Origin of the sequence: Candidatus Puniceispirillum marinum IMCC1322 (genome assembly GCF_000024465.1) — a bacterium.
Taxonomy (GTDB): Bacteria; Pseudomonadota; Alphaproteobacteria; order Puniceispirillales; family Puniceispirillaceae; genus Puniceispirillum; species Puniceispirillum marinum.
Genome location: NC_014010.1, coordinates 1,446,696 through 1,471,876, shown reverse-complemented (window position 1 = coordinate 1,471,876; position 25,181 = coordinate 1,446,696). Strand labels below are relative to the sequence as shown.

Genomic DNA, 25,181 nt, shown 5'->3' with positions numbered 1-25,181 from the left:
CAATTTAGACGTTAGCTGTCGGTTTTGGCGGTCTTGGGCAAAGGCAGCATCCAGTCGGGCAAGGCTAGCTGTGCAACATGACTATCAATGGTAAGTGATGGATTCTGGCCAGAGTCCTGAAGCATATGCAGATCACTTAGCTTGACAAGCCCAAGCGTTATGGCACCTCCACCCGGCAGTGGTGCAATTGATTTGCAACGGCCAATCACGGCGTCATCAAGCATAATATCTGCTGATGGTTCTGGCATGGCGTCAATCATGAAAGGTGCTAGCCGCCGCTTGACCAACCCACGGTAATGCGTGCGCGCGGTGACCTCCTGACCGATATAACAGCCTTTTCCAAAATCAACCGCATCAAGATGATCCAGACCAGATTCCAGCATCAAGGCGCGTTCTGGGGTAAGATCAAGCGCACCTTGCGGTATGGCTTTTGCAATACGGATCGCATGCCATTCATCGATGGTTCCGGATGTTGCGCCATGGTCGCTTAGCACTGTTTGGGCATCATTGCCCAGATAACGATAACCAAGCGCGCCATCTCGCCTATCGGCAAACAGGTGCGGCATGGATGCAGGAACGATATCTAGGTTCCACCAGACATAACAGGCTAGATCATCACGCGTTTCGATTGTAACAGGTCGTCGCAGACGATAACGGCGCAATCGCGTGTAGAGGTCATCGCGGCGATTTGCCTCGCATTGAAGAAGTAATTCATCTTGGCTGGTTCGATAGATCATAAAATCGATTAACACACGACCTTGCGGCGTCAGAAGCGCGCCTTGACGCATGGCGCCACTATCCAAGGTTTCAACATTAGCCGTGATGATTGATTGCAGGAAATCAACCGCCTCGATGCCAGCAATGGCAATGAAGCCCATGTCGGGCATATGTGCAAAAACGCTGTTTTTTGAAGTATCCATCATTTTGTTTTTACCGTTACCGGCAAACCTATCAGTCCACAAAGTCAACATTGCCAGCGAAGGGCGCAATATAAAAACGCCGTTTGCTAGCCCAGAAACAACGATCTTCATCAGGCCATATTTCCCGGAAATCAGGCGTGTCGTTGAAATAGAAAAGCTGTTTGCATCCTAGAAACCTGACAGTAAAGCTGGCTGAATTCATTTTAAGCTGACCACGATCCTGGGACGTGATCGCAATCGCTGACCGATCACGACGGAAACATTGCCCGACTTTTTCACCTCGGCATGCGGTTTCGTCAGACTCGGTGATGCGCACATACTTCAAGCGGCCATTGGTGAAGGTGAAACCTTCATCATCAAACATTTTGCATCCATCATCAGGTGCCCGCTGACGCTGGGCAAATTCGCAGGAAAACCAGACCCCTTGCCATTTATCCAGTAGATTGGATGCGCTCACGGAACGCATCACGCCTAAAGACAGTGCTAACATCAACGCGCTTGTCAAAAGAAGGCGGCTACATGTTGTTCTGCCACTAGCATATATTTTATCTACAAGCATTATAAGCCCTAATTGTTATGACTGTCTGACCAGTTTTATCTATCAGATTTATCAGCCCTTACGGAAATGTCCAAGAACGATCATTGATGACATCTGCGCGAAGATGGCAATCAACGCACATGATCCCAAAATCATCTCCAAGCCACCGCCAAGATCGATCATGAGCCCTAATATCATTGGCGATAGCGCTGAGCCAAACACGCTGATAGGCAGAAAAATAGCCTTGATTTCGCCAAGATAGCGGGTTCCATAGGCTTCGGCAATAATCGCTGTTGTCGCGGCATTTGGGGTGCCGCCGGCAAGGCCAAACAACATAAAAAACAGAGAAATGCCCATCACGCTATCTGCAAAATATAAGCAGATACAGGCTAGTGCCGTTGGCAACATTGTATAGGGGGCAACGCGTCGCGCGGTAAAGCGGTCAACAAGCTGACCCGCGACCAGTGACCCAATCACGGCAAACACAGCATACAGCACGTAATTGGCTGTCCAACTGGCAAGTGACACATTTTTCAGATTTGCCAGATAAATCTGATGAAACATGACGCCTGTCAGAACATAAGACGGGACAGCGGTCAGCCACATTGACCCAAACCAGAAGGTTTTATGGCGAATAACATCGCGGCGTCGCCAATGCCGCCCGTCAAAACCAGCATCATCACCAAAGGCATTCTGGTCTTGGACATCATCTGCATGCTTGGCGGCGGCATCTTTTTGAATGTTAAGTCCTTCGAGTCCGCCGCCGTCCTGCAAGGGTGTGCGCTGGGTCAGATAGCGCAGAAATGGTGCCAGAATGAACAGCGCAGCAAAGGGTAAAATCATCCAGATTGTGCGCCAGTCAATAAACAGCATCATTGTAACGACACTGACCGGGGCGATAGATTCCCCCAGCGTATGGCCAAGCTGGGCAATCGATAGCGCCCGTCCGCGCGCGCTGATATAACGCCGCGCTATTGCCGTTGCATAAGTGTGCGTTGTCATGCCCTGGCCAAACAGGCGCAACATGAACAACCCGATCAATAGCATTGTGACTGACTGCACCTGGCTAAAGAATAACGCCGCACCGGACAGCGACATCAGCACCATCAAGGCCAGCTTTTCCACCCGCATTATGTCGGCAAGTTTGCCAAGCCAGAGCAGCGTGATTGCGCTGGCCGTCGTGGCTATCGCATAATAGGTGCCAAAGTCACCGTGGCTAAGCGCTAATGCGGCGCGTATGTCGCTGGAAAAAAGCGAGATGAAAAAGGTCTGCCCAAGCGATGAAAACAGCGCCATGAGTAACCCAAACAGCAGAAATCGCCATTCGATTGTCAAAAAGTCACGCGTTGAAATTTTCATGGGTACGGATCGTTTGATACTTGGAAACTATTTATATGCTTCATCATAGGCAAGATTTTATGCGCAAGATAGAAGATTAATGATGCTTCGAATATTGAAATATGAAAGGCATATTCCTATGTCATTATCATGAAGACATAAGATTAGGATAGTGCCGGTGTCCGGCCACCGCTTGGTGTGCCAGTCTTTCGCCGGGCAACCCGCATATTAGAAAGGTGATGCGTGATGCAAACAGATAAATTTACTGCGCTCGTGCGTAATGCTTTGACTGCTGGTCAGAATACAGCTTTGAATGCTAATCATCAGCGCCTGACAGCTGAACATGTTTTACTTGCCATGCTTGGCGATGAAAATGTCATGGTCCGAAGCCTGATCGGGCGTGCCGGAGGCGATGGCGCTGCTTTGCGCGCCGCGCTTGAAGCGAAACTGGCAACAATGCCCGTGGTCACAGGTAGTGGCGCAGGTCAATTGCAGATGGATAACGATCTGGCACGCATTCTGGCTGCGGCCGAAACCGAAGCCAAGAATTTCAAAGATCAGTTTATTGCGATCGATATCTTGCTGTTGGCAATGGCCAAAGGTGGGCTCAAGGGCATATTTGACAAGGCTGGCGTTACTGTTGATCGGCTTGTTGAGGCCATCACGGCCATGCGAAAAGGACGAAGTGCCGATAATGATGCGGCCGAAGACACCTATGATGCTTTGTCACGTTATACAACTGATCTGACCGACGCTGCGCGCCGTGGCAAGCTTGATCCGGTTATTGGCCGTGATGCTGAAGTGCGCCGCACGATACAGATTCTGGCGCGGCGGACAAAAAACAATCCCGTTCTGATTGGCCAGCCGGGCGTAGGCAAGACGGCGATCGCCGAAGGCCTGGCCCAGCGCATTGTCAATTTTGACGTGCCTGAGGCACTGGCCAATAAAACCTTATTGTCACTTGATATGGGCATGCTGGTTGCCGGTGCTAAATATCGCGGCGAATTCGAAGAGCGTCTGAAAGGCGTTTTGAAAGAGGTGCAGGATCGCGATGGCGAGATCATCCTGTTTATTGATGAAATGCACCAGCTTGTTGGCGCTGGCAAAAGCGATGGCGCCATGGATGCGTCAAATCTGCTGAAACCAGCCTTGGCGCGGGGTGAATTACGCTGTATTGGCGCCACCACTTTGGATGAATATCGCCAGCATGTGGAAAAGGATGCCGCGCTTACCCGCCGTTTTCAACCGGTGTTTGTCGATGAACCGAATGTTGAGGACTCCATCTTCATTTTGCGGGGTCTAAAGGAAAAATATGAATTGCATCATGGCGTACGGATTACTGATGAAGCGCTAATTGCCGCCGCGCGCCTGTCGCATCGCTATATCAATGAACGGTTTTTGCCGGATAAGGCGATTGACGTAATGGATGAAGCAGCCAGTCATTTGCGCATCCAGTCGGATAGCAAGCCAGATGATCTTGATCGGACCGACCGCCAGATCATCCAGCTCAAGATAGAACAGGCAGCTTTACTCAAAGAAAATAAAGATACGCAAAATAAGCGCCTCAAGGCGATCGAAAAGGAACTGGCCGATCTCGAAGATAAATCGGCGAAGCTGACTGACGCCTGGAATGAGGTCAAAACGCAGATGAGCGAAGTGGGGCGTTTGCAACAGGCACTTGAAGATGCGCGGCATAATCTTGATGTTGCCCAGCGGCAAGGTGATCTGGAAAAAGCTGCCGAACTGACCTATGCGATTATGCCCGGGTTGGAACAGGAGATTGCGGCGGCCAAGGAAGCTGTATCGAAATCGGATATGGTCAATGAAGACGTGTCCAGCCAGCATATTGCCGAGGTTATCAGCAGCTGGACAGGGATTCCGGTTGATAAGATGCTGGAAGGTGAGCGTGAAAAATTACTGGCGATGGAAAATATCATTGGCCAGCGCATCATTGGTCAGAACGCAGCGATTGCGGCGGTGGCAAATGCCACACGGCGTGCCCGCGCAGGCCTAGCTAATCCCGATCAACCTATGGGCAGCTTTTTGATGCTGGGGCCGACGGGCGTTGGTAAAACCGAGCTGGCCAAGGCATTGGCTGCATTTCTGTTTGATAATGATACGGCGGTTTTGCGCATTGATATGTCCGAATATATGGAAAAACACGCCGTGGCCCGTCTCATCGGTGCGCCGCCTGGCTATGTTGGCTATGAAGATGGCGGCAGTCTGACTGAGGCGGTGCGTCGTCGTCCTTATCAGGTGATCCTGTTTGACGAGGTTGAAAAGGCGCATCCCGATATTTTCAATGTGCTTCTTCAGGTGCTTGACGAAGGCCATCTAACCGATGGCCAGGGGCGACAGGTTGATTTTCGCAACACCATGATTTTGCTGACCTCCAATATAGGTGCTGATTATCTGCTGGAATTGCCGGATGGTGCCTCTAGCGAAGATGCCCGTGATAAGGTGATGGCGGATGTGGCGGCAACCTTCCGGCCGGAATTTTTGAACCGGCTTGACGAGACCTTGCTATTCCGGCGGCTTTCGCGTGACGATATGGGGGCGATTGTCAAGATTCAGATCGCAACCTTGGCGGCACGTCTTGCCGAGCGCTCAATCATTTTGACACTGGATGATGCAGCAATCGCCTGGCTGAGTGACAAGGGGTATGACCCGCATTTTGGTGCACGGCCATTGCAACGGGTGATCCAGAACACGGTGCAGAACCCGCTGGCCGAGGCTTTGTTAAGCGGTACCTTTGGTGATGGTGATACGGTGCTGGTCAGTGTTGATGAAGATGGCAAACTGACCTTTTCCAATAATGGCGTGATGATTGCCAGCAGTACAGATGCGAAACGCGCTTCGGGTCAGGATGAGCTATTAGGTGAGGGTTCGGTTGCTGGTAACGCCTAGGGTTTAAGCAACCGTTATTCCTTGTTAGCCAACGGCTGACCTGACAACGATTTACAGCGAAGCCGCTGGTTATAATCACCATTAGGGGAAAATGGTGCTGCCAGCGTGATTCGAACACGCGACCTCACCCTTACCAAGGGTGCGCTCTACCGCTGGAGCTATGGCAGCACTGATGCGGTATTTACAATAGAGTGCAAAGCTTTGCAAGCAGGATTGGCAGTGCAGTCTAGCACAATGGTACATCGCATTTCTCTAATTTGACATAAATTATTTCTCGCAAGCACAGTTGAAGGTCACATTGAGGGAGGTTGAAAATGACACCATTCATTGCCAAACTTATTGAAAGAGGCTGTGTTACCGTAAATGCCGATAGCGCCCTTGAAACTGTGGTTGATATGCTTGTCAAATGGGGTATCGGCACCGTTGTTGTTGCCGATCAGAACATGCAGGTTCTAGGAATCCTGTCCGAGCGCGATATTATTCGTCATTTATCAAAGGGAAAAACACTTGAAGGGATGAAGGCGCAAGACCTTATGACTGCCAAGGTTATAACGGTTGACCAACAGGTAACGTCCTCGGAATTAATGCATTTGATGACCAAGAATCGTATTCGGCATGTGCCCATCACAAAAGACAAAAAACTTGTCGGGATTGTCTCAATCGGTGATGTGGTTAAAAGAATGCTGGAAAAATACGAACGCGAAACAGAGCTGATCAAGCAGTTCATTAATTCCTAGGGCACGAGACTATGTTTGAAGGTGGCTGATCTATGGCCAGCCACCTTTGAGTTTGGTTTACCTATCCAAAGGGGTTACACCTGTTTCGGTGCGAATAATTTTGCCGTTTTACAGCATATGCACGCTCATGATGGCTTCCTAGCCGCCAGATTGCTACAGACGGTGTCAGAATTTCATCAAGAATTGAACAATACGGCGCATGCGGGGACTAAACAATTTGTCAGTAAAAAAGCTACCTGCTGCGCGTTTGCTGGCATCGCCATAGGTGGGATAGGGTGCAATCACGCTAGCCATTGTGCCAATTTTTTGCCCAGCAGTGATCGCCACCGCCCAAGCCAGAATCATCTCACCTGCGTTAGGTGCCAGTATCGATGCCCCCAGAATATGCCCCTTTTTGTGGGTGATGACTTTGACCATGCCTTCGGTGCGTGATTCGGCTATAGCCCGATCATTTCCTGATAGGGGGGCTTTAAGAACACGTATCCGGTCGGCACCAAATCTGGCGTGCGCTTCATCGGTGGTTAACCCCACATGGGCTAATTCGGGATCACAATAGGTCACCCAAGGAATCGCTTTATCATCGATTTTGGCAGGTAGCTTGAACAGGATATTGCGGATCACAATACCAGCATGATAGCCAGCGATATGCGTAAATTGCTGACGTCCGGCAACGTCACCTATCGCGAATATATGTTTCTTATTCGCACGTAATCTTTCGTCAGTGATGATGCCTGCGCGGTTGTGCTTAATCCCTGCCGCGTCAAGATCAAGCCGTTCAAGTGCCGGACGGCGTCCTGCCGCAACCAGCAGGTGACTGGCATGAAGAACCTGCCCGTCTGCCAGTTGCACATTAATATTCTCGTTATTTTGCGCGACTGAATTGGTGGTTTGGGTGATTTTGGTGACGCCAGCACCCTCGATAATGGTGACACCTTCGTTTATGAGCTGGTTTTTTAAGATGCTGACAAGCTCTTGATCATCGCGTGCCATGACGGCCAATGCTTCAATAATGGTCACTTTGACACCAAGGCGGCAATGTGCTTGTGCCATTTCAATGCCAATTGGCCCACCGCCGATGATAACAAGGTGATCAGGCTTGTCGTGGTCGGTAAAAATCGTTTCATTGGTATAGTAAGGGACGCTATCAAGCCCAGAAATTGGCGGCACAGATGCTGTCGATCCGGTGGCAATAACAATATATTTTGCGGTGACTTCATATGTGTCCGACACCACAATATGGGCCGTTTTGAAGCGGGCAAATTCGCTGATGACCGTAACGCCAAGACTGGTAAACCGCGCTACAGAGTCATGCGGGGCAATGGTGCCAATCACCGTATCGACATAATCCTTGGCGGCGGCAAAATCGATTTTCGTGTCGGCAACATGAACGCCGAAATTGGCTTTGCTATGCGCATTATGTGCCGCTTTACCAGCTGCCAATAGAGCCTTGGACGGCACACAGCCGCTATTCAGACAATCACCGCCCATGGCGCTACCTTCAAACAGCACCACATGCGCGCCCATTTGCGCCGCGCCTGCGGCCAGACTAAGCCCGCCTGACCCAGCACCAATGATCACGATATCGGCTTTTATTGTCTTCATTATTTTGTCTCAGATGCTTTGCGGGATTGGGTGACCCGTTTATAGATGACAGGCATCAAGGCTAGGGCGCCAAGCCCGCCCAAGGCAATCAGAATTGATGGCGATGATAACACCGATAGGTCAGGTGTCTGGCCCGAAGCCAGAATGGTGTCAAACCCCCGGCCAACCGACACAAACACCATAGTGCCCGGAATGATACCAATAAAGGTAGCCAATAAAAAAGATGACAGTTTCATTTTTGTCAGCCCGGGAATGATATTTACCACCCAGAAGGGGGCAGCAGGGATTAGTCTTAACGCCAGTAGATAGTTAAAGGCATTTTCATTAAAGCCAGATTCAAGCCGCGCTATAAATGGCCCAGCTTTGTCACGCAAAACATCACTAAAAACCGTGCGCGCGGCCATAAAAACGATACCAGCCCCCATGGTGGCCGCAAAAATAATCACTATGCCGGCTGGCCAGCCCAAAAGCGCGCCGCCAGTAAGCGTCAAAGGCAAGGCTATAGGCAATGAAAAAGCCACTACAATCACATAAAGCAAAAGGAACATTGCATAGCTTGTCAGAACCTGATCATTGGCAAACTGTTTTAGCAGACTGTAATTGTTGCTGATTGTTTCCCAACTTACCAGTTTGTGCGTACCGGTCACAAAAAACAGTATCAGGCCGCTGACCAACGTTACCGGAAGCGCATATTTACGAATGAATGCCATGTATCTGTCCTGCAATTAGGTGGATTTAGTGCCAAACTATGCCTATACATAACGCAATAATTCTTTGAAACTTTTGGCGTATCTTGCAAACATCAAAATACTGCCACAAACTCTAGACATGGTTAACGGTGATGGCAAATACCGTTATGGGCAATACTGAGATTGAAAGTGAATGAGTAATCACATGTCAGATCGTGAAAGGTCAAAATCAACCGCGTCAAATGCAGACGAGCGGTTGGCGTCGGCGCTTAGGGAAAATCTGTTCCGGCGTAAGGCGCAAGCACGGGCGCGGGCACATAGCGGCGACACGGCTAAGGCGTCGTCACATAACACTATCTCGGATGATAGACAGTCGTCTGATGCTGAATCGGATATGAAAGGGTAGCTTGGTGGATTACTTAGAAATTGCCGGCGGAGTTCCGCTGATAGGTGATATCAAAATCAGCGGTGCCAAAAATGCGGCGCTACCTTTGCTTGCGGCAGGGTTGATGACATCAGAAACTCTAACACTCGATAATGTGCCAAACCTTGCTGACACTATTTTGATGGAAGATTTGCTGCGGCATCATGGGCTTGATGTTGCGCGTGATGGCGAGACTGTGACCTTGGCGGGGGTGGCAGATAACTTTGATGCGCCTTATGATCTGGTTCGTAAAATGCGGGCTTCAATATTGGTGCTAGGGCCGTTGCTGGCACGATTTGGTGAAGCGCGCGTGTCTTTGCCAGGTGGATGTGCGATTGGAACACGGCCTGTTGATCTTCATATACGCGCGATGCAGGCACTTGGCGCGGTGGTCGAGCTAGCCGATGGCTATATTCAGGCACGTTCGTCAAAAGGCCTGAAAGGCGCACGCGTCGTTTTTCCAATGGTCTCGGTTGGCGCAACCGAGAATGCCATGATGGCGGCGGCTCTCGCCGATGGCACGTCTGAATTGGTAAATGTTGCGCGTGAACCAGAAATCATCGATCTGGCCAATTGTCTGAACGCAATGGGCGCACAGATCACCGGAGCTGGCACCGACACCATTGTGATTGAAGGTGTTGCCAGTCTTGGCGTGGCGAGACATGCTGTTGTTGCCGATCGTATTGAGGCTGGGACTTTTGCCATAGCGGCAGCGATGACCGAGGGTGATCTGCGGTTGCAAGGCGCATTACCAAAACATTTGGATGCGCTGATTATGGTGTTGCGTGAAGCTGGTGCCGATATTGAAGTGGGGACTGATTATATCAATGTTCGCGCTGATAAACGGATGCGCTCAGTTGATATTGTAACGGATCCATTTCCAGGCTTTCCGACTGATCTTCAGGCACAATTTATGGCGATGATGTGTGTGGCTGACGGATCATCGCGTATATCCGAAACGATTTTTGAAAATCGTTTCATGCATGTGCCGGAACTTGTTCGTATGGGTGCTGATATTAGAGTTGATGGCGGGCTAGCGGTAGTTCGGGGGCGTGAAACCCTGACGCCTGCACCTGTAATGGCAACTGATTTGCGGGCGTCGGTATCTTTGGTTCTAGCTGCTTTAGCCACCATCGGAACAAGCAAGGTTAGCCGTATTTATCATCTTGATCGTGGTTACAGCCAGCTGGAAACAAAGCTCGGCAATTGCGGTGCGCAAATTATCCGAAAATCAGAAACAGACTGATAGGCCAAACTGGTATGAGTGACAACAAGACTACGAAAAGCATCAATAGCAATTTGCGGCTTCGGGCGCAGGATACTGATGATCTGGCGGTTTTGTCATCATTGTTTCAGGACGCCATCATTCCCGGTAGTGATATGCATATCGATAAGGCAAATAAACGCTTTGTACTTGTTGCAAATCGGTTTTGCTGGGAGCGCCCGCCAGCAGAGGGTGTGACGCTTGAAGATGGCGGTGTTGTCTATGAACGGGTGCTATCTGGATTGCAGATTTTCAATGTTGAACAGGTGCAACAAAGCGGTATGCCAGCTAATCGACAGGGTAGCCTGCTAAGTCTTCTGGCGCTTCACGTTGAACCGTTTCAGGCTGCGGCGGAAAAGCAGAGTGCAAATCTGGCGAAATGGACTATAAGTTTGTTGTTTTCAGGTAATACAACGATAAAATTATCAGTTCAGGATATTGACGTTATCGCCGAGGATATTGACCTCACCCGTCCCACGGCAGTGCATCCTTGGCACGACTCTGCTTAGGGTGGGTTTTAGGAACAGAAGAGAGTTGAAACAATCATGACAGCTAGGCTGGATTTCAATCAGGCTGATTTTGAGCCACAATTTGCCGCATTGCTTGATAGCAAACGCGAGTCAGATCAGGATGTTGCTGATATTGTCGCGTCTATTCTGGCGCGTGTGCGCAATGAAGGTGATGCAGCCTTACTTGATCTAACGGCACAGTTTGACCATTTCCAACAAGATAATGTTGCCGCGCTGGCGATTTCAAAAGCTGAGATGCAATCAGCACTTGATGAGTTGGATCCAACATTGCGCGCCGCGCTGGTGACGGCATGTGATCGTATCCGTGCGTTTCATGAAAAACAGGTGCCGGATGGTTTTGGCGGCCTTGATGATGATGGGGTTGCGCTGGCGATGCGTTATACGCCTGTTGATGCCGCAGGGCTTTATGTGCCTGGTGGAAAAGCGGCCTATCCATCATCGGTTCTTATGAACGCCATTCCGGCGGCGGTTGCTGGTGTTGAGCGCCGCGTCATGGTTGTGCCCGCACCCGATGGTTATGTTAATCCATTGGTGCTGGCAGCAGCAGCGCTGGCTGATGTAACCGAGGTTTGGCGTATTGGTGGCGCGCAGGCGGTTGCGGCATTGGCCTATGGTACCCAGAGCATTGCGCCGGTTGATAAAATTGTTGGGCCTGGCAATGCCTTTGTGGCCACGGCAAAGCGGCAGGTCTTTGGAACGGTTGGTATCGATTCTATCGCAGGGCCATCGGAAATTCTGGTGATTGCCGATGCTCAGAATGATCCTGAATGGATTGCGGCTGATTTATTGTCCCAGGCCGAGCATGACGAAGCGGCTCAATCGATCATGATCACTGATGATGCGGATTTTGCCGACGCTGTTGACGCCGCCGTTGCGGCTATGCTGCCCCGTCTGGACCGGGTGGCAGTAGCAAGCCAATCATGGGCGGATAATGGTGCTATTATCACTGTGCCTGATATGGCAAAGATGCCTGAACTTGCCAACCGTATTGCCGCCGAGCATCTGGAGCTAGCGCTGGATGATCCCGAGAAATGGGCTGGAGACATTCGCCATGCTGGCGCTATTTTCCTTGGTCGTTACACGCCTGAAGCAATTGGCGATTATGTTGCTGGCCCCAATCATGTGTTGCCCACAGCGCGCACGGCAAAATTTTCGTCTGGTCTTGGTGTGGTTGATTTCATGAAGCGTACAACTTTGGTAGGGTGTGATGCGGCAAGCTTTGCCAAAATCGCCCCAGCAGGTGTAAAACTTGCCAATGCCGAAGGGCTCGGCGCACATGCTTTGTCGATGACGATCCGGATGACAAAGCCCGTATAATTGGCGATTATACTAGACTGGTCGCGCGATTATCATAATCTGGTCTTTGAGCGTTTATTGTGCGCGTTCATTAATGAGGGGAAGCAATGTCCAATAATGATGGACATGAGAGTGATCAGGCACGCCGACTTGTCAAAATCGAACTTGACGAGGCCGATGCCCCGCGCCGCAGCGCCGAAGCCGAGCAGGAGCGCGCAATTGCGATTTATGATATCATTGAGGATAATGTCTTTGATTTGCCCGAACATACAGGGCCTTTTCATCTTTATCTTCGCCTTGAAGGGCGGCATATCAATTTTGATATTCGTGATGCTAACGAGCAAAATCTGGCACAATTTTTTATGGCGCTTGGGCCAATGCGACGGGTCATGCGTGACTATTTCACCGTCTGTGATACATATTATGATGCGATCCGGACAAAATCACCATCACAAATTCAAGCTATCGATATGGGGCGGCGCGCCTTGCATAATGAAGGCTCTGAAATTTTACAAACGCGGCTTAATGGTAAAGTCGAAACCGATTTCGACACGGCCCGCCGCCTTTTCACATTGATTTGTGTGTTGCAAACAAGATAAATCCAAACGCAGAATAGGCTAATTAGATGAGTGATGAATATGTAAAAAAGGCTACAGGATCGATTGGTGCGATCCTATTTGCTTGTAACCTGAATGCAGTACGCTCAGCCATGGCCGAAGCGATGGTGAAATCAACCTTTCCGGGCAAGATTTTTACCGACTCCTGTGGTGTGCGACCTGGGGCACCAGATGGATTTGCAATGGCGGTTATGCAGGAAATTGATATTGATATGGCCGCGCATGTGCCTAAATCATTCGCTGATCTGGATTGTGAGTTTTATGACGTGATTATTTCCTTTTCCAAAGAGGCCGACAAGGCCGCCCAGGAACGGGTACGCAATGTAGATTGTGAAACATTATACTGGCCGGTAGATGATCTGGCTGATTTGCAAGGCAGCCGCGAAGAGCGTTTGGTAGCTTATCGCGCGGTGCGCGATGACATTGCGGCTAAGCTTGGCATTTACCTTGATACGAAAATTACAGGAAAAGCTTGACCTTTCCCGCTTTTTTGCGCATCTCTATTGCAACTAATCAGCTATGGAAAAGGGTCACATGGCCAAAGAAGGCGTAATTGAATTTTCAGGAACAGTCGCAGAACTGTTACCCAACGCAATGTTTCGGGTGAAGCTTGACAATGATCATGAAGTGCTTGCCCATACTAGTGGCAAGATGCGGAAAAACCGTATTCGTGTGCTTGCGGGTGATAGGGTTAATGTTGAAATGACCCCATATGACCTCAGCAAAGGGCGCATAACCTTTCGTTTCAAGTAAACTTCTGGAACTGGCCCGCACATTTATGGGCATGGTGTTGTAAAACGCATGATATTGCCGCTTTATGTTATGCTTGGGTTAAGCGTGATATTAAAGTGCCCATATTAGGAAGTCGTGCGCGATGGCCACCAAACAGAAACCTCATAATAAAAAAGTGATAGGGCATGATAGCCAGCTTGTGTTGGCATCGGCCTCGCCGCGCCGACGTGAGTTACTGGCCCAGATTGGGCTATCACCGGCAATCATGGTTGCCGATATTGACGAAACCCCGCACAAACGAGAAAAGCCTCAACCTTATGCCGTGCGTATGGCAGCGGAAAAAGCGCTCAAAGCCCGTAATCAGAATGCTGAAACGGCTGATAAATTTATTCTGGCTGGTGACACTGTGGTCGCATGTGGCCAGCGCATTTTACCCAAAACCGAGGATCCAGTGACGGCCCGTACTTGTCTTTCCTTGCTGTCAGGACGACGCCATCGCGTTTATGGTGGTATTGCGCTGATCTCACCAGATGGTCATTTGCGCACCCGTTTGGTTACAAGTATGGTGCGCTTTCGCACGCTTGGGCCAGATGATATTGACAATTATATCGCTACTAACGAATGGCAAGGTAAAGCAGGTGGTTATGCCATCCAGGGTATGGCCGCCATATTTATCCAGCAAATTAGCGGATCCTATTCCAATATCGTTGGTTTTAGCTTGTTTGATATAGCGGCTATGCTGGGTGGGCAGGGTTTTGATGTCATGCAAATACCGGATATGACATGACAGGTCTGGTCACCCATATATATGTTGACGAGGCACCAGGGCAAACGCGTGTTGCGTTCATCTGCGGAAAACCCAAGGGGGTCTTGGATGACTATGCGGTAACACCTGATTCCATCTATGAAATATGGCATCGCCGTTGGGACGTACCAACTTTCCTAGGTACAGTGCATCTCGCACGTGTCGAACAGGTTTTCACCACTCAGAATCGTGCCACAGCGCGTTTATATGATGATACGTCTGTAAGCGTGCGATTACGGGCAAAAGACCGGCTAAAACCTGGCGATGTGCGGCCTATAACCATCACCGCCGCCCCGCGCGAAGATAAGGCATGGCAGGCTGTTCTTGGAGCGCGTCTGGTGTCGCGTTACGGTATTTTACTGCCAGGAAGTAGTGGTGTTTTCCGTTCGAAAAGATTTTCATCATCTGATTTTGGTGATGCGATAGAGTCAATGATCAAGGCGGTTCTGCCGCATGATTTTGGCTTTATTATCCGCGGGGCTGCCAGTGCGCTGTCTTTAGATGCGATGGAAGATGCGGTGAAAACATTGCTTCATGCCTGGCAGATGGGAGCGCAGCTGACATCTGACCAGATAGATGTGGCACGGTCCCCGCGTGTAATCCATGACGCAGGTACTCTAGCTGAACAGATTGCACGCTACGCCCCTGATGCCGAGCTGATTAAACTGCCAGACCCGGCCGCGAGTCAGCATCTTGCTGCGACGCTGGATGAGGTGATTGATAATGCGCTGCAGGCAAGGGTGCCATTGCCGCAAGGCGGGTGCTTATGGTGTCAGCGTACACATGCTTTATGGGCGATTGATCTGGATAGCGCCGGTTATAACAACCCTAAAGCTGGTGATATGCTGCAAAGCCTAGCGATGGTCGCCATACCCGAAATGACCCGTCAGATACGTTTGCGGGCAATGGGGGGTGCATTATGTATTGATTTGCCCCGCCTTGGCAGTAAAGCGGGAAAGGCCTTTCTAACGCGGTTTGCCGATGCTTGCGCCGATGATTCGCGCGCCCCTGAAATTCTGGGATTTACCCGCGGTGGTTTGTTGGAAATGCGTGTGCCATATGGTGAACAAAGCCTAGCTGATATTATGGCTGACCGCATTGCCCAAACGGCACTTGCTGGCTTAAGGCTTGCGTCGCATCGTATCGCTTCATCTCCGGTGCCAGCCGTGGTTGAGTTGGCAGTTTCAGCGCCAGTATCCAAATGGTTAGCAGAGCAAGGGGCGCCCGCCTGCACGGCGCTTGACAGACCGCTTCGTCCTGTAGTTTTGTCAGACCTTGCGCCAGATGCGCCAGCTTATATCCTGAATTGAGGCCGTTATGTCTGCATCGTCGAAATCAAATTTGAAGCCGGTTAAATGTCCGACCTGTGGCGATATGGCCAGTAATGCGGCGCGGCCGTTTTGTTCATCACGCTGTGCTGATATTGATCTTGGGCGCTGGTTTCAGGGTAAATACGCAATCCCAGCGGTTGATGCAGCAGACGATACGATTATAGATGCGTTGATCGCCGAGGCCGAAGCCGATGGTACAGGGCGAAGCAGACGCTTCGATCATGAAGATGGAAATGATGACGAAGGGTAAAAGACTGTTTCATTTGGTCAATTGAGGCTGGACACCGCCTTGCAAGGTCGTTATATCCGTTGAAGCTAAAGTGATCACGCATCAGTGCGTCTTACCATTGATCACCATTTCAGATGATGGGTATCTGACGATACCTACCGAGATGATGCTAAGGCCCGGGTAGCTCAGTTGGTAGAGCAGCGGACTGAAAATCCGCGTGTCGGTGGTTCGAGTCCGCCCCCGGGCACCACTACTTCACCTACATGACTGATATATAAGCATTTATTGTGCTAACAGGTCAGGTGACGTACAAAATGACGTACAATCAATCCTCATATATACGTGTCCGTTTTGGTGTCTATCACTTCGTCAGGCGTGTTCCTGCTGATGTTAAACAGCATTACCGCAGTGATAGAGTCAGTATCAGCCTTCGTACCAAATCAGCTAAAACAGCCACTCGTTCTGCCCAGTCTATTAGCCAGCGATTAAATGATTACTGGCATGGGCTAAGATTGCAGAAGATGGATGTACCAGCATTACATCTGGTCATTGATGATAAAGATGATGTCGTGGATGACAGCCCAACGATGATGGAGGCTGTTGATATTTACCTTCGCCTCAAATCACACAAGCAGACACCCACATTCATTCGTGCCGCTAAACGTAATGGCAAATATGTAGCAGAAGCATTGGGCAATAGAGCCATCACGTCATACTCATCATCTGACGCATCAGCATTCCGTGATTACCTATTTGATAAAGGTCTTGCTGTTGGCAGTGTCAAACGCATCTTTGGGTCAATCAGGTCAATCATTAATCTTGTGATGCAAGAGCATGGCATTGAAGGTGCTAATGGGTTTGCCAAGACCTACATGCCAGAAAGAGACGACAGCCAAGACAGGCAACCAATACCGCAAGACAAGCTGATAGAGTTGCAACATGCCTGTAAGCGTGAGGATGATGAGATGCGTTGGCTACTTGCTCTTATCAGTGACACCGGAATGCGCCTAGCAGAAGCGGCAGGACTAAATAAGGACGACATCATCCTTGATACTCCTGTGCCATATATAGACCTCAAAGCGCACTCATGGAGACGTTTGAAGACCAAGAGCAGTGCGAGACATATACCACTGGTTGGTGCGTCTCTGTGGGCGGCGCAAAGGCTACAAGAGTCTGATAGTAGCTATGCCTTTCCGCGCTATTGTGATGGCCAGACATGCAATGCCAACTCAGCCAGTGCGGCACTGAACAAGTGGATGAAGCCAAGAGTCACTGAACATACAGTTGTACATAGTCTTCGACATTCTATGAGAGATAGGCTTCGTGCTGTTGAATGTCCATCAGATATTATCGACCAGATAGGAGGATGGTCATTATCCTCTATTGGTTCATCCTATGGTAAAGGCTATGAACTGCCTGTATTGGCTAAGTGGATGAAGTTGATGGAAGAGTAGATATACTCACTACGACCTACCCTAATTAGCAGTGAAACAGTTAACTGCTTGAATTAAGGTGATTTACATGGCTGTTTTTCAGGAAAGTGGTGCCCGGGGGCGGTAGTAGATTCCCACACTAGGCACTTACATGCACAGCTACATAAGCATTACAGCCAGTTTACGTATCATTGATACACAGTCAACAGGCACACTCTGTGCGTCAGTTTGTACGTCAGTCAGAAATCTTCGGGTAATGGAATAGACCTATATATCCTTACCGTTATCAGTACAGAGTAAATGACCAGCTAAGTGCTATCTGAGTTTCGTATGAGTATAGGGTAAGTGGGTGTGTAGGTGATATTCATCTCAACCCTGAATAACAGTTATCTGTAGCAGCTAAACTGCATTAATAATCTTCATAAGACACGTATCTATCATCACTTACATGACCCATGCAGAAATCTTCTGGCAATGGAAAGAACCTACCACAGATACGCGTATTTATTAAATGGGTAGGCAGGAACCATGCACGGTTACGTTCATATTATACAGGTGATGTTTCACAGATTAGGTGTCGGAGTTAGGTAACCAATCCCTTGCCCAAAAACCAACATCCATGAGTTTTCGGCATCGCAGGAAACATTGCATCACAGACATGCCATTAACAGCTGAACAGGGTTCACTGATAGCCTCTGGCATCATTCTAAACCACTTATACACTGCACTGGCTCAGAGAATCTATGTGAGGTTTGTATGTGGCAACCTGAGTTTGGTTATTTTATCCAAAGGATACCATCACCATGCAATTTGAACCATCTATTGATATTTCGAGGTTAGATATAGAATCTAGATTGTCAAATTTTACCGAAGAAAAAAGTTTTACCTCAAATTTATTTTTATTAAGTTCAATATTCCCATCATGATTTAAAGAAGAAATTTTCTGGAACACAGCATCGGCACTGTTGTGGCAGTCTCCAATAGCAGAACCACGTGTTACATCTTGGTTTTCTTCTTTTTCTGATGTGCTTGCTTTTGAACTGCTTAAAACCCCACTAGACGATGATGATGCTCGTTTAATTAAAGATGCCAAAGTTTCAAAAATTTCGGGCGATGCTTCAATATTTTGGCCGTTTATAGTAATTTTTTGAGTTGTACTAACATCAGCGGCATCATCACAAGCGCCCAGCAACATAATGAAAGTGCAAGCAAAGATAGACCTAAGAAATTTTCCTGTTATGAATTTAGCAAATAAAAAAGACATTTAAATCTACCTGATTACATTGAAAAATGGTTAAAATTCAAAACATGATAAAAGCAGTTCGGCAAGAAAATGTTTAGAGGATTAAACCCATCCTAACCATTTTGCAGCATAATATAATATTGTAGCTACAATGGCATACTTGATACCCGAACCTATGGCGGAACTTAATTTTCCACCTTCGTTTTCTTCATTTTCTTTGTTTTCTTCTTTTTCTGACATGATTAAATCCTTTTAAGACTCAAATATAATTCTCACAGTGATTGATATCGTATTTCATAAAAGAGCACCTAGTCAACTTAGTTACCCCCCTTTATTCTAGTAGGTTCTTTCCATTGCCAGAAGATTTCTGCATGGGTCATGTAAGTGATGATAGATACGTGTCTTATGAAGATTATTAATGCAGTTTAGCTGCTACAGATAACTGTTATTCAGGGTTGAGATGAATATCACCTACACACCCACTTACCCTATACTCATACGAAACTCAGATAGCACTTAGCTGGTCATTTACTCTGTACTGATAACGGTAAGGATATATAGGTCTATTCCATTACCCGAAGATTTCTGACTGACGTACAAACTGACGCACAGAGTGTGCCTGTTGACTGTGTATCAATGATACGTAAACTGGCTGTAATGCTTATGTAGCTGTGCATGTAAGTGCCTAGTGTGGGAATCTACTACCGCCCCCGGGCACCACTACTTCACCTACATGACTGATATATAAGCATTTATTGTGCTAACAGGTCAGGTGTCGTGCAGAATGACGTACAATCAATCCTCATATATCCGTGTCCGTTTTGGTATTTATCACTTCGTCAGGCGTGTTCTGTCCTCTATTAAGGCTATTTATAACCTAGCTTCAAAAGAACTTGGTATTGCTAACTCAATCCCTTCATCGGGATATTTATCCCTGAAGATAATATTGCTAGTGAGAGAGATATTCCGTTGGTGGGGAGCTCTTATGAAGCGGCATTGAGGATTGTTGATGGAGGTCTAAAATTTGCCTTTGCAAGATACTGTAATGAGACCAAGTGCAACGCTAACTCCGCCAGTGCGGCTTTAATTAAGTGGCTTAAACCAAGGGTACCAGAGGGCTGCGTTATCGATAGCTTTAGGCATAGTCTAAGAGAGGGACACAATAGACATCGGTCATGCCTGTGGTAAAGGCTGTAGCGTGGATATACTGGCTAAATGGATGCGGAAAATTGAGTGCTGAAATTTAATCAGACACGCCTTCTGCGATCATTAAATCAGTATCTGAACATTCCTCTCTTACAGCTTTTGCGGCCTGATACTCTTCGCTATGATAAAATGTGTTTGCAGCTTCTTTGCTTTCAAACTCAATCATCATAACAATGCCACTAACATCGCCTTCAAGTCTGTCAGCGACGGGACCGCGTGCAAGTACCCTACCGCCATATTTTTTAATAGCTGGTCCTGCCATACCGGAGAATTCTTGAAACCTGTCTTGGTCCGTGACTCTTATGTTAGCAACCAAATAACCTTTAGACATTATTCACCTTCCAATCTTAGTAATGTATCACGGCACCTGATCTGTTAACGTTGAACCAAAGTTTGGCCAATGCGTGCGTATATTGGTGGTTAGGAGACTTTAATTACCGATTATGATGACTAAAATATATGATTGGTAATTACGTAAACTAAAGTTCCACAAGTCAGCAGCGTGATCATTGCTTTCATTTGCACATTTCTCGTCTTTTTCCGATATCCGGATGAGAGGCCGTTAGTGATCGAAAGTCTGCTGGCGTCAAATGTTGAATCATTCATGTCTTTTTGCCTTTTGTTAGGGAGACTAAGTGGCGAACCTCTATTTTTGTTCTACCTTTGTTCTTTTTTTAAGTCAAGCAAAACAGATAACTTTTCTAGATATAGTATTTAAAGTAACCAAATGCTACTAAATATTGAATAAGGATCGAATCGTTCCCTTGCCGTTGAGACAAACAGTGATGCCAAAAGGGGCTCGAGGGTCACATTGTAATTTTGATGATCGATCTGCTAACCTTTAATAATGATGCAGATGGAAATCAGGACGCTGGACGCGCATTTGGCCGAAAAGGCTTTTGCCTTGGCGAGCAGTAACTTTGCGAGTTAAAGTGTTTTGCATGTTGCCCTAAATACCGATCTTGAAGAATACAGAGCCTATCTTCGGCCTACTTTTTTTGACGACATCAAAGATGGCTTATCCTTGGCGGCAACAGATGCGACGAGTGGCGAATTACTCGGCGTCCTTGTAGCTAGAGACTTACTGAAGAATCGCCCTAAGAATCACCTTCCGTTTCAAGAAAAATACAAATTGATCTCTAAGTTGTTTCAAATGCTGGAGACAAGCTATTTACAACAGAGGCATCTGATTATGGGAGACGCTTTGCTTGTTGATATGGCCGCAGTATCGCTACCTCACACGTCTAAGGGAATTTAGCAAGCGCTGCGTAAAGAGATCAGTCGCCGAACAAAATTACTTGGGTACAAATATGTCATAGGCGAGCTTACATCTTCAGCAACTCAAAAAGTGATTCTAGAAAAGATGGGACATAGAAATTGCGCAGAGGTAAATCTTTCTAGATTTTCTGATGGCAATAGAAGGCCATTTGCGTCGGTTGTTGACCCTGAAATAATCGTGCTTGCCGAGGAGGTTCTTTAGCCTTATCGCCCGAAGCTATCATTGGAGCTTATGTGTTCGTGCCGACCACTCTCTGGCCTCCGGTTGCGGGGCTGGTGATCATATTCGGAATTGATTGGGCATGTAGTTGCAGAGATGAGCTTTGTCTAGCGCTTGTATTCTGGCTGATTTTCTGTCTCTATCATACATAACAGATATCAATTTTTGTGGTTTGATTGAATGCCCCCGCAGTTGCAGATAAAACTGCCCAAGGATAAAGAAAAGCTTTTGCTAGCTTTGTTCCATAAGGGCAAATTTTCCACTATCATCCAGCAAGTTCAGGATTTAAGACTGCATTTTCCAAAAGACGTGTTTCTGTTAAACATTCTGGGCGCGTCTTATGCGCACTGTAACGACTTTACAAGCGCTATTGAGACATACAGCCAGGCCATCAGCATTAGTCCCAAGGATGCTGAATTACATTTCAATCTTGGTAGGGCCAAGAAAATGACTGGGGATATAGATGGCGCACTGACAAGCTATCAACAAGCCCTGCGGCTTAATCCTAGAAATGCTACTATCTACAACAATATTGGCAATTTATGGCTGAGCAAGGGCAACTTGCCCAAAGCTGTAGACAATTTACAAATGAGCATCAAATATAAGTCAGACTTTGCTTTTGCCCATTTTAACTTGGGATGTGCATTTCAGGCACAGCAAAGATTTGATGATGCTATAGACAGTTACAACAAAGCCATTCTACACAAGCCAGATTACTTTGAAGCCCAACATAATCTGGGTGTTGTATGTTTTGAGGTGCGAAATTTTGTACATGCGCGCAAAGCCTTTGAAGCGGCCATTAAGATAAATCCAAATTTTGCACTGTCTTACAACAGTCTTGGCAACTTGGAACGGGCGATGGGAAATCGAGAACGCGCAAAAGTCCTTTATATCGAATCAATTAAAAAACAAACAAACTATGCCGAACCATATTACCATTATACGTCAGTGGAAAAAGTAGCACGTACCGACCCAATTTTTAAACATATTCTTGATAAGAGAATGGCTTCGTTAAAAGGAAGCCCAGATAGAATGTTCTTTGACTATGCATTGGCACAAATAGAATTTGACAATCAGAACGCGCAAGCAGGCATGCAATATCTGATTTCAGCCAATTCAAACAGAAAATGTCAGCTTAATTATACATTTAATAAGGATGTAACAATTTTCAATAATATACTAAAATATTTTAATTCAGATATTGGAGATATGAATTTAAGAATTGAAAGTTTCGAGCCACAGCCAATTTTTATAGTGGGCATGCCTCGGTCAGGAACCACCTTAGTTGAGCAAATTATCGCAGCCCACCCTGACGTCACCGCTTTGGGTGAGCTTGAATATATGAATAAATCAGTGCATGAGAGTGGGTGGTATAAACAGAAAAATAAAAATAAAAATAAAACGATAATCAATATACGTGATCGTTATTTAAAATATCTTGAGAATGACGGTAATCCAGCATTTTTTACAGACAAAATGCCACTTAACTTTAGATGGATTGGCTTTATTAAAAAAGCGTTTCCTCACGCCAAAATTGTTCATATAACCAGAAAACCAGCAGCAATCTGTTGGTCAAATTTTAAAACCTACTTTCCAGCAGAGGGTATGGCTTTCACCTTTGATATGCAGGATATCGCACATTATTATATTTTATATAACAACATGATGAAGTTCTGGCAGAAAGTGTTTCCTAGGGCAATTTATAGTCTGAACTATGAAAAACTAACCGAAAGCCCCGAAGATGAAGCTCAGCAATTATTCCATTATTTAGGACTACGCTGGGATCGTTCTTATCTAGATATTCAGAAACAAAAATCAATAGTAACAACCGCGTCTAGCATGCAAGTGCGCAATAAAATTTACCAGGGATCTTCTGACTCATGGGAAGCATATCAAGCATTTTTAAAGCCTATGATTGAGATATTAGACTCATAAAAATGCGTCATAAGCAAACGGGTCTGGCAACCTTGATGATATTTTGCATGAGCTCTTAAGATAAAACACGCTTTGTGATCTGGTTTTTCAAATTCGTCTCAATATACTTGGAGACTGAAACATTATTGCTTATGTCGTGATAACTACTATCACCTATAATTTTAGCATAGCTAAGCCAATTTAGCATGGTTAGCGCATTGCTAAGGCTCAAAATTGACAAGGTGATTTGTGGTTTTTCAGAAAAGGTTTGCTGCCTATCATAGATATCTTCAGCAGCAGCCCATGCTTCAGGATAGATCATTTTTTGTGCGCCAGTATAGTTTATATGTTTATAGTCCGGATATAACTCACCAAATTCGCTACAACCCCGTTTTATGCTTATTTGCGGTGCTTTTTGAAAATGGGGGGCTGTGAAATCAGCCAGTGCTTGCTTTGCACTAATAGCCTCATCAAGGCTTGAGCAGTAAATCAGTCCCTTATAGGTTCCTGAAATTTTTGGTCTTAGTTCAACAAAACATTTCCTAGCATTGTTGTTTTGAAGTTTCAGCTTGCTGAAAAGAAATACTGTCTTAAAAAGATCAGCCACATTAATTGGAAGAATTTCCACTTTATAGCACCCAAAACAAAATTTTGGGATGACATTATGTTTTTCAAAAATAGATTTATGTCTTTTGCAGTTTAGATCCACATCATTTCTTTGATAAATCTGCGAATATGGCCAAGGTTTTTCAACATCATATAGCGAAACAATATCATACATTTGTTTGTAATAAGCCTTTATATCGCGGTTTAAAAACAGTGATTGGCTTATATCGTTCATTTTAATGGAGCGGATAGCATTGTTGGCCTTTATCAAGGAATTGGAGCCATCGGCGTTGGGAATGTGATATGTCAAAATATCAATCAGATTATGTTGGGCTTCAAAGTAATCTGGCTTGTGTAGAATGGCTTTGTTGTAACTGTCTATAGCATCATCAAATCTTTGCTGTGCCTGAAATGCACATCCCAAGTTAAAATGGGCAAAAGCAAAGTCTGACTTATATTTGATGCTCATTTGTAAATTGTCTACAGCTTTGGGCAAGTTGCCCTTGCTCAGCCATAAATTGCCAATATTGTTGTAGATAGTAGCATTTCTAGGATTAAGCCGCAGGGCTTGTTGATAGCTTGTCAGTGCGCCATCTATATCCCCAGTCATTTTCTTGGCCCTACCAAGATTGAAATGTAATTCAGCATCCTTGGGACTAATGCTGATGGCCTGGCTGTATGTCTCAATAGCGCTTGTAAAGTCGTTACAGTGCGCATAAGACGCGCCCAGAATGTTTAACAGAAACACGTCTTTTGGAAAATGCAGTCTTAAATCCTGAACTTGCTGGATGATAGTGGAAAATTTGCCCTTATGGAACAAAGCTAGCAAAAGCTTTTCTTTATCCTTGGGCAGTTTTATCTGCAACTGCGGGGGCATTCAATCAAACCACAAAAATTGATATCTGTTATGTATGATAGAGACAGAAAATCAGCCAGAATACAAGCGCTAGACAAAGCTCATCTCTGCAACTACATGCCCAATCAATTCCGAATATGATCACCAGCCCCGCAACCGGAGGCCAGAGAGTGGTCGGCACGAACACATAAGCTCCAATGATAGCTTCGGGCGATAAGGCTAAAGAACCTCCTCGGCAAGCACGATTATTTCAGGGTCAACAACCGACGCAAATGGCCTTCTATTGCCATCAGAAAATCTAGAAAGATTTACCTCTGCGCAATTTCTATGTCCCATCTTTTCTAGAATCACTTTTTGAGTTGCTGAAGATGTAAGCTCGCCTATGACATATTTGCGCTCTGGCAACCGTACTTTTGGATTTGAAATGCAGAGACCTAAGCAACGTTTGACTAAGCAAGAATGCAAG

The 25,181-nt window shown here is 46.8% G+C and carries 23 protein-coding genes and 2 tRNA genes; 15 read left to right on the top strand and 10 right to left on the bottom strand.

What is annotated here, in order from left to right:
* Positions 1–11: 11 nt before the first annotated feature.
* From ygfZ to SAR116_RS06825, 3 genes are all read right to left on the bottom strand, one after another.
* A complete protein-coding gene (gene ygfZ, locus SAR116_RS13280; RefSeq protein ID WP_190275428.1) occupies positions 12–923 on the bottom strand; it encodes a CAF17-like 4Fe-4S cluster assembly/insertion protein YgfZ in 912 nt (303 codons plus the stop codon).
* A gap of 28 nt (positions 924–951) precedes the next feature.
* Complete coding sequence (locus SAR116_RS06830) at positions 952–1,377, bottom strand: hypothetical protein (RefSeq protein WP_190275427.1); 426 nt, start codon at positions 1,375–1,377, stop codon at positions 952–954.
* 153 nt (positions 1,378–1,530) lie between these two features.
* The gene (locus tag SAR116_RS06825) at positions 1,531–2,817 is read right to left on the bottom strand and encodes an MFS transporter (RefSeq protein ID WP_041860829.1); all 1,287 of its coding nucleotides are present in this window, start codon (positions 2,815–2,817) and stop codon (positions 1,531–1,533) included.
* Between the two features lie 225 nt (positions 2,818–3,042).
* Between SAR116_RS06825 and clpB the strand changes: the two genes are divergently transcribed.
* Positions 3,043–5,703, top strand: a complete 2,661-nt coding sequence (gene clpB / locus SAR116_RS06820; protein ID WP_013046196.1) for an ATP-dependent chaperone ClpB — start codon at positions 3,043–3,045, stop codon at positions 5,701–5,703.
* Between the two features lie 92 nt (positions 5,704–5,795).
* Here the strand turns inward: clpB and SAR116_RS06815 are convergent.
* A tRNA-Thr gene (locus SAR116_RS06815) sits at positions 5,796–5,871 on the bottom strand.
* A gap of 146 nt (positions 5,872–6,017) precedes the next feature.
* Here SAR116_RS06815 and SAR116_RS06810 point away from each other — a divergent pair.
* On the top strand, positions 6,018–6,440 hold the full coding sequence (locus tag SAR116_RS06810) for a CBS domain-containing protein (protein WP_013046195.1): 423 nt from the start codon (positions 6,018–6,020) through the stop codon (positions 6,438–6,440).
* A 165-nt stretch (positions 6,441–6,605) separates the two neighbouring features.
* Here the strand turns inward: SAR116_RS06810 and SAR116_RS06805 are convergent, their stop codons facing one another.
* Together SAR116_RS06805 and SAR116_RS06800 are read right to left on the bottom strand one after the other, a co-directional pair.
* Entirely contained in the window at positions 6,606–8,042 is a 1,437-nt protein-coding gene (locus SAR116_RS06805; protein WP_013046194.1) for a dihydrolipoyl dehydrogenase family protein, read from the bottom strand.
* A complete protein-coding gene (locus SAR116_RS06800; protein ID WP_013046193.1) occupies positions 8,042–8,752 on the bottom strand; it encodes a TVP38/TMEM64 family protein in 711 nt (236 codons plus the stop codon). The genes SAR116_RS06805 and SAR116_RS06800 overlap by 1 nt, the downstream gene beginning before the upstream one ends.
* A 184-nt stretch (positions 8,753–8,936) precedes the next feature.
* Here SAR116_RS06800 and SAR116_RS06795 point away from each other — a divergent pair, with 184 nt between their 5' ends.
* The 12 genes from SAR116_RS06795 to SAR116_RS06740 all read left to right on the top strand — a co-directional run bounded on the left by SAR116_RS06795 (position 8,937) and on the right by SAR116_RS06740 (position 17,413).
* Positions 8,937–9,137, top strand: coding sequence for a hypothetical protein (locus tag SAR116_RS06795; RefSeq protein WP_013046192.1), 201 nt, complete (start codon positions 8,937–8,939; stop codon positions 9,135–9,137).
* Positions 9,138–9,141: 4 nt separating this feature from the next.
* Positions 9,142–10,401, top strand: coding sequence for a UDP-N-acetylglucosamine 1-carboxyvinyltransferase (murA, locus tag SAR116_RS06790; protein ID WP_013046191.1), 1,260 nt, complete (start codon positions 9,142–9,144; stop codon positions 10,399–10,401).
* A gap of 14 nt (positions 10,402–10,415) precedes the next feature.
* Positions 10,416–10,928: a DUF2948 family protein gene (locus SAR116_RS13275; protein WP_013046190.1), complete on the top strand. Its 513-nt coding sequence runs from the start codon at positions 10,416–10,418 to the stop codon at positions 10,926–10,928.
* Between the two features lie 36 nt (positions 10,929–10,964).
* Positions 10,965–12,266 carry a histidinol dehydrogenase gene (gene hisD, locus SAR116_RS06780; RefSeq protein WP_013046189.1) on the top strand — a complete coding sequence of 434 codons (1,302 nt, stop codon included), beginning with the start codon at positions 10,965–10,967 and terminating at the stop codon, positions 12,264–12,266.
* Positions 12,267–12,352: 86 nt separating this feature from the next.
* The gene (locus SAR116_RS06775) at positions 12,353–12,844 is read left to right on the top strand and encodes a UPF0262 family protein (RefSeq protein WP_013046188.1); all 492 of its coding nucleotides are present in this window, start codon (positions 12,353–12,355) and stop codon (positions 12,842–12,844) included.
* A 26-nt stretch (positions 12,845–12,870) separates the two neighbouring features.
* Positions 12,871–13,338, top strand: coding sequence for an arsenate reductase/protein-tyrosine-phosphatase family protein (locus tag SAR116_RS06770; RefSeq protein ID WP_013046187.1), 468 nt, complete (start codon positions 12,871–12,873; stop codon positions 13,336–13,338).
* A 58-nt stretch (positions 13,339–13,396) separates the two neighbouring features.
* Positions 13,397–13,615, top strand: coding sequence for a translation initiation factor IF-1 (gene infA / locus SAR116_RS06765; protein ID WP_013046186.1), 219 nt, complete (start codon positions 13,397–13,399; stop codon positions 13,613–13,615).
* 121 nt (positions 13,616–13,736) lie between these two features.
* Complete coding sequence (locus tag SAR116_RS06760; RefSeq protein ID WP_013046185.1) at positions 13,737–14,381, top strand: Maf family protein; 645 nt, start codon at positions 13,737–13,739, stop codon at positions 14,379–14,381.
* Positions 14,378–15,709, top strand: a complete 1,332-nt coding sequence (locus SAR116_RS06755) for a ribonuclease E/G (RefSeq protein WP_013046184.1) — start codon at positions 14,378–14,380, stop codon at positions 15,707–15,709. Before SAR116_RS06760 ends, SAR116_RS06755 begins: the two co-directional genes overlap by 4 nt.
* Positions 15,710–15,716: 7 nt before the next feature.
* Positions 15,717–15,980 carry a DNA gyrase inhibitor YacG gene (locus SAR116_RS13270; RefSeq protein ID WP_013046183.1) on the top strand — a complete coding sequence of 88 codons (264 nt, stop codon included), beginning with the start codon at positions 15,717–15,719 and terminating at the stop codon, positions 15,978–15,980.
* A gap of 153 nt (positions 15,981–16,133) precedes the next feature.
* Positions 16,134–16,209: transfer RNA gene (locus tag SAR116_RS06745), tRNA-Phe, on the top strand.
* A gap of 64 nt (positions 16,210–16,273) precedes the next feature.
* Positions 16,274–17,413 (top strand): DUF6538 domain-containing protein, encoded by a 1,140-nt coding sequence (locus SAR116_RS06740; RefSeq protein WP_013046182.1) that lies wholly within the window; start codon positions 16,274–16,276, stop codon positions 17,411–17,413.
* A 760-nt stretch (positions 17,414–18,173) separates the two neighbouring features.
* Here the strand turns inward: SAR116_RS06740 and SAR116_RS06735 are convergent.
* The 3 genes from SAR116_RS06735 to SAR116_RS06730 all read right to left on the bottom strand — a co-directional run bounded on the left by SAR116_RS06735 (position 18,174) and on the right by SAR116_RS06730 (position 20,172).
* The gene (locus tag SAR116_RS06735) at positions 18,174–18,656 is read right to left on the bottom strand and encodes a hypothetical protein (protein ID WP_013046181.1); all 483 of its coding nucleotides are present in this window, start codon (positions 18,654–18,656) and stop codon (positions 18,174–18,176) included.
* A gap of 81 nt (positions 18,657–18,737) precedes the next feature.
* The gene (locus SAR116_RS13715) at positions 18,738–18,875 is read right to left on the bottom strand and encodes a hypothetical protein (protein ID WP_190275426.1); all 138 of its coding nucleotides are present in this window, start codon (positions 18,873–18,875) and stop codon (positions 18,738–18,740) included.
* A gap of 1,003 nt (positions 18,876–19,878) precedes the next feature.
* Positions 19,879–20,172 carry a DUF1330 domain-containing protein gene (locus SAR116_RS06730; RefSeq protein ID WP_013046180.1) on the bottom strand — a complete coding sequence of 98 codons (294 nt, stop codon included), beginning with the start codon at positions 20,170–20,172 and terminating at the stop codon, positions 19,879–19,881.
* A gap of 1,347 nt (positions 20,173–21,519) precedes the next feature.
* Here SAR116_RS06730 and SAR116_RS06720 point away from each other — a divergent pair.
* Positions 21,520–23,274 carry a tetratricopeptide repeat-containing sulfotransferase family protein gene (locus tag SAR116_RS06720; protein WP_013046178.1) on the top strand — a complete coding sequence of 585 codons (1,755 nt, stop codon included), beginning with the start codon at positions 21,520–21,522 and terminating at the stop codon, positions 23,272–23,274.
* 55 nt (positions 23,275–23,329) lie between these two features.
* On the opposite strand, the gene SAR116_RS06715 is transcribed toward SAR116_RS06720, so the two are convergent.
* The gene (locus tag SAR116_RS06715) at positions 23,330–24,736 is read right to left on the bottom strand and encodes a tetratricopeptide repeat protein (protein ID WP_013046177.1); all 1,407 of its coding nucleotides are present in this window, start codon (positions 24,734–24,736) and stop codon (positions 23,330–23,332) included.
* Between the last annotated feature and the right edge of the window lie 445 nt (positions 24,737–25,181).

Bases quoted from the DNA above. Each gene is read 5' to 3' on its own strand.
- SAR116_RS06800 (WP_013046193.1), bottom strand. From the start codon at position 8,752: ATGGCATTCATTCGTAAATATGCGCTTCCGGTAACGTTGGTCAGCGGC.
- SAR116_RS13270 (WP_013046183.1), top strand. From the start codon at position 15,717: ATGTCTGCATCGTCGAAATCAAATTTGAAGCCGGTTAAATGTCCGACC.
- ygfZ (WP_190275428.1), bottom strand. From the start codon at position 923: ATGATGGATACTTCAAAAAACAGCGTTTTTGCACATATGCCCGACATG.
- SAR116_RS06775 (WP_013046188.1), top strand. From the start codon at position 12,353: ATGTCCAATAATGATGGACATGAGAGTGATCAGGCACGCCGACTTGTC.
- SAR116_RS06805 (WP_013046194.1), bottom strand. From the start codon at position 8,042: ATGAAGACAATAAAAGCCGATATCGTGATCATTGGTGCTGGGTCAGGC.
- SAR116_RS06810 (WP_013046195.1), top strand. From the start codon at position 6,018: ATGACACCATTCATTGCCAAACTTATTGAAAGAGGCTGTGTTACCGTA.
- SAR116_RS13715 (WP_190275426.1), bottom strand. From the start codon at position 18,875: ATGTCAGAAAAAGAAGAAAACAAAGAAAATGAAGAAAACGAAGGTGGA.
- SAR116_RS06755 (WP_013046184.1), top strand. From the start codon at position 14,378: ATGACAGGTCTGGTCACCCATATATATGTTGACGAGGCACCAGGGCAA.
- infA (WP_013046186.1), top strand. From the start codon at position 13,397: ATGGCCAAAGAAGGCGTAATTGAATTTTCAGGAACAGTCGCAGAACTG.
- SAR116_RS13275 (WP_013046190.1), top strand. From the start codon at position 10,416: ATGAGTGACAACAAGACTACGAAAAGCATCAATAGCAATTTGCGGCTT.
- SAR116_RS06760 (WP_013046185.1), top strand. From the start codon at position 13,737: ATGGCCACCAAACAGAAACCTCATAATAAAAAAGTGATAGGGCATGAT.
- SAR116_RS06720 (WP_013046178.1), top strand. From the start codon at position 21,520: ATGCCCCCGCAGTTGCAGATAAAACTGCCCAAGGATAAAGAAAAGCTT.
- SAR116_RS06825 (WP_041860829.1), bottom strand. From the start codon at position 2,817: ATGAAAATTTCAACGCGTGACTTTTTGACAATCGAATGGCGATTTCTG.
- SAR116_RS06770 (WP_013046187.1), top strand. From the start codon at position 12,871: ATGAGTGATGAATATGTAAAAAAGGCTACAGGATCGATTGGTGCGATC.
- clpB (WP_013046196.1), top strand. From the start codon at position 3,043: ATGCAAACAGATAAATTTACTGCGCTCGTGCGTAATGCTTTGACTGCT.
- hisD (WP_013046189.1), top strand. From the start codon at position 10,965: ATGACAGCTAGGCTGGATTTCAATCAGGCTGATTTTGAGCCACAATTT.
- SAR116_RS06795 (WP_013046192.1), top strand. From the start codon at position 8,937: ATGTCAGATCGTGAAAGGTCAAAATCAACCGCGTCAAATGCAGACGAG.
- SAR116_RS06735 (WP_013046181.1), bottom strand. From the start codon at position 18,656: ATGTCTTTTTTATTTGCTAAATTCATAACAGGAAAATTTCTTAGGTCT.
- SAR116_RS06740 (WP_013046182.1), top strand. From the start codon at position 16,274: ATGACGTACAATCAATCCTCATATATACGTGTCCGTTTTGGTGTCTAT.
- SAR116_RS06730 (WP_013046180.1), bottom strand. From the start codon at position 20,172: ATGTCTAAAGGTTATTTGGTTGCTAACATAAGAGTCACGGACCAAGAC.
- SAR116_RS06715 (WP_013046177.1), bottom strand. From the start codon at position 24,736: ATGCCCCCGCAGTTGCAGATAAAACTGCCCAAGGATAAAGAAAAGCTT.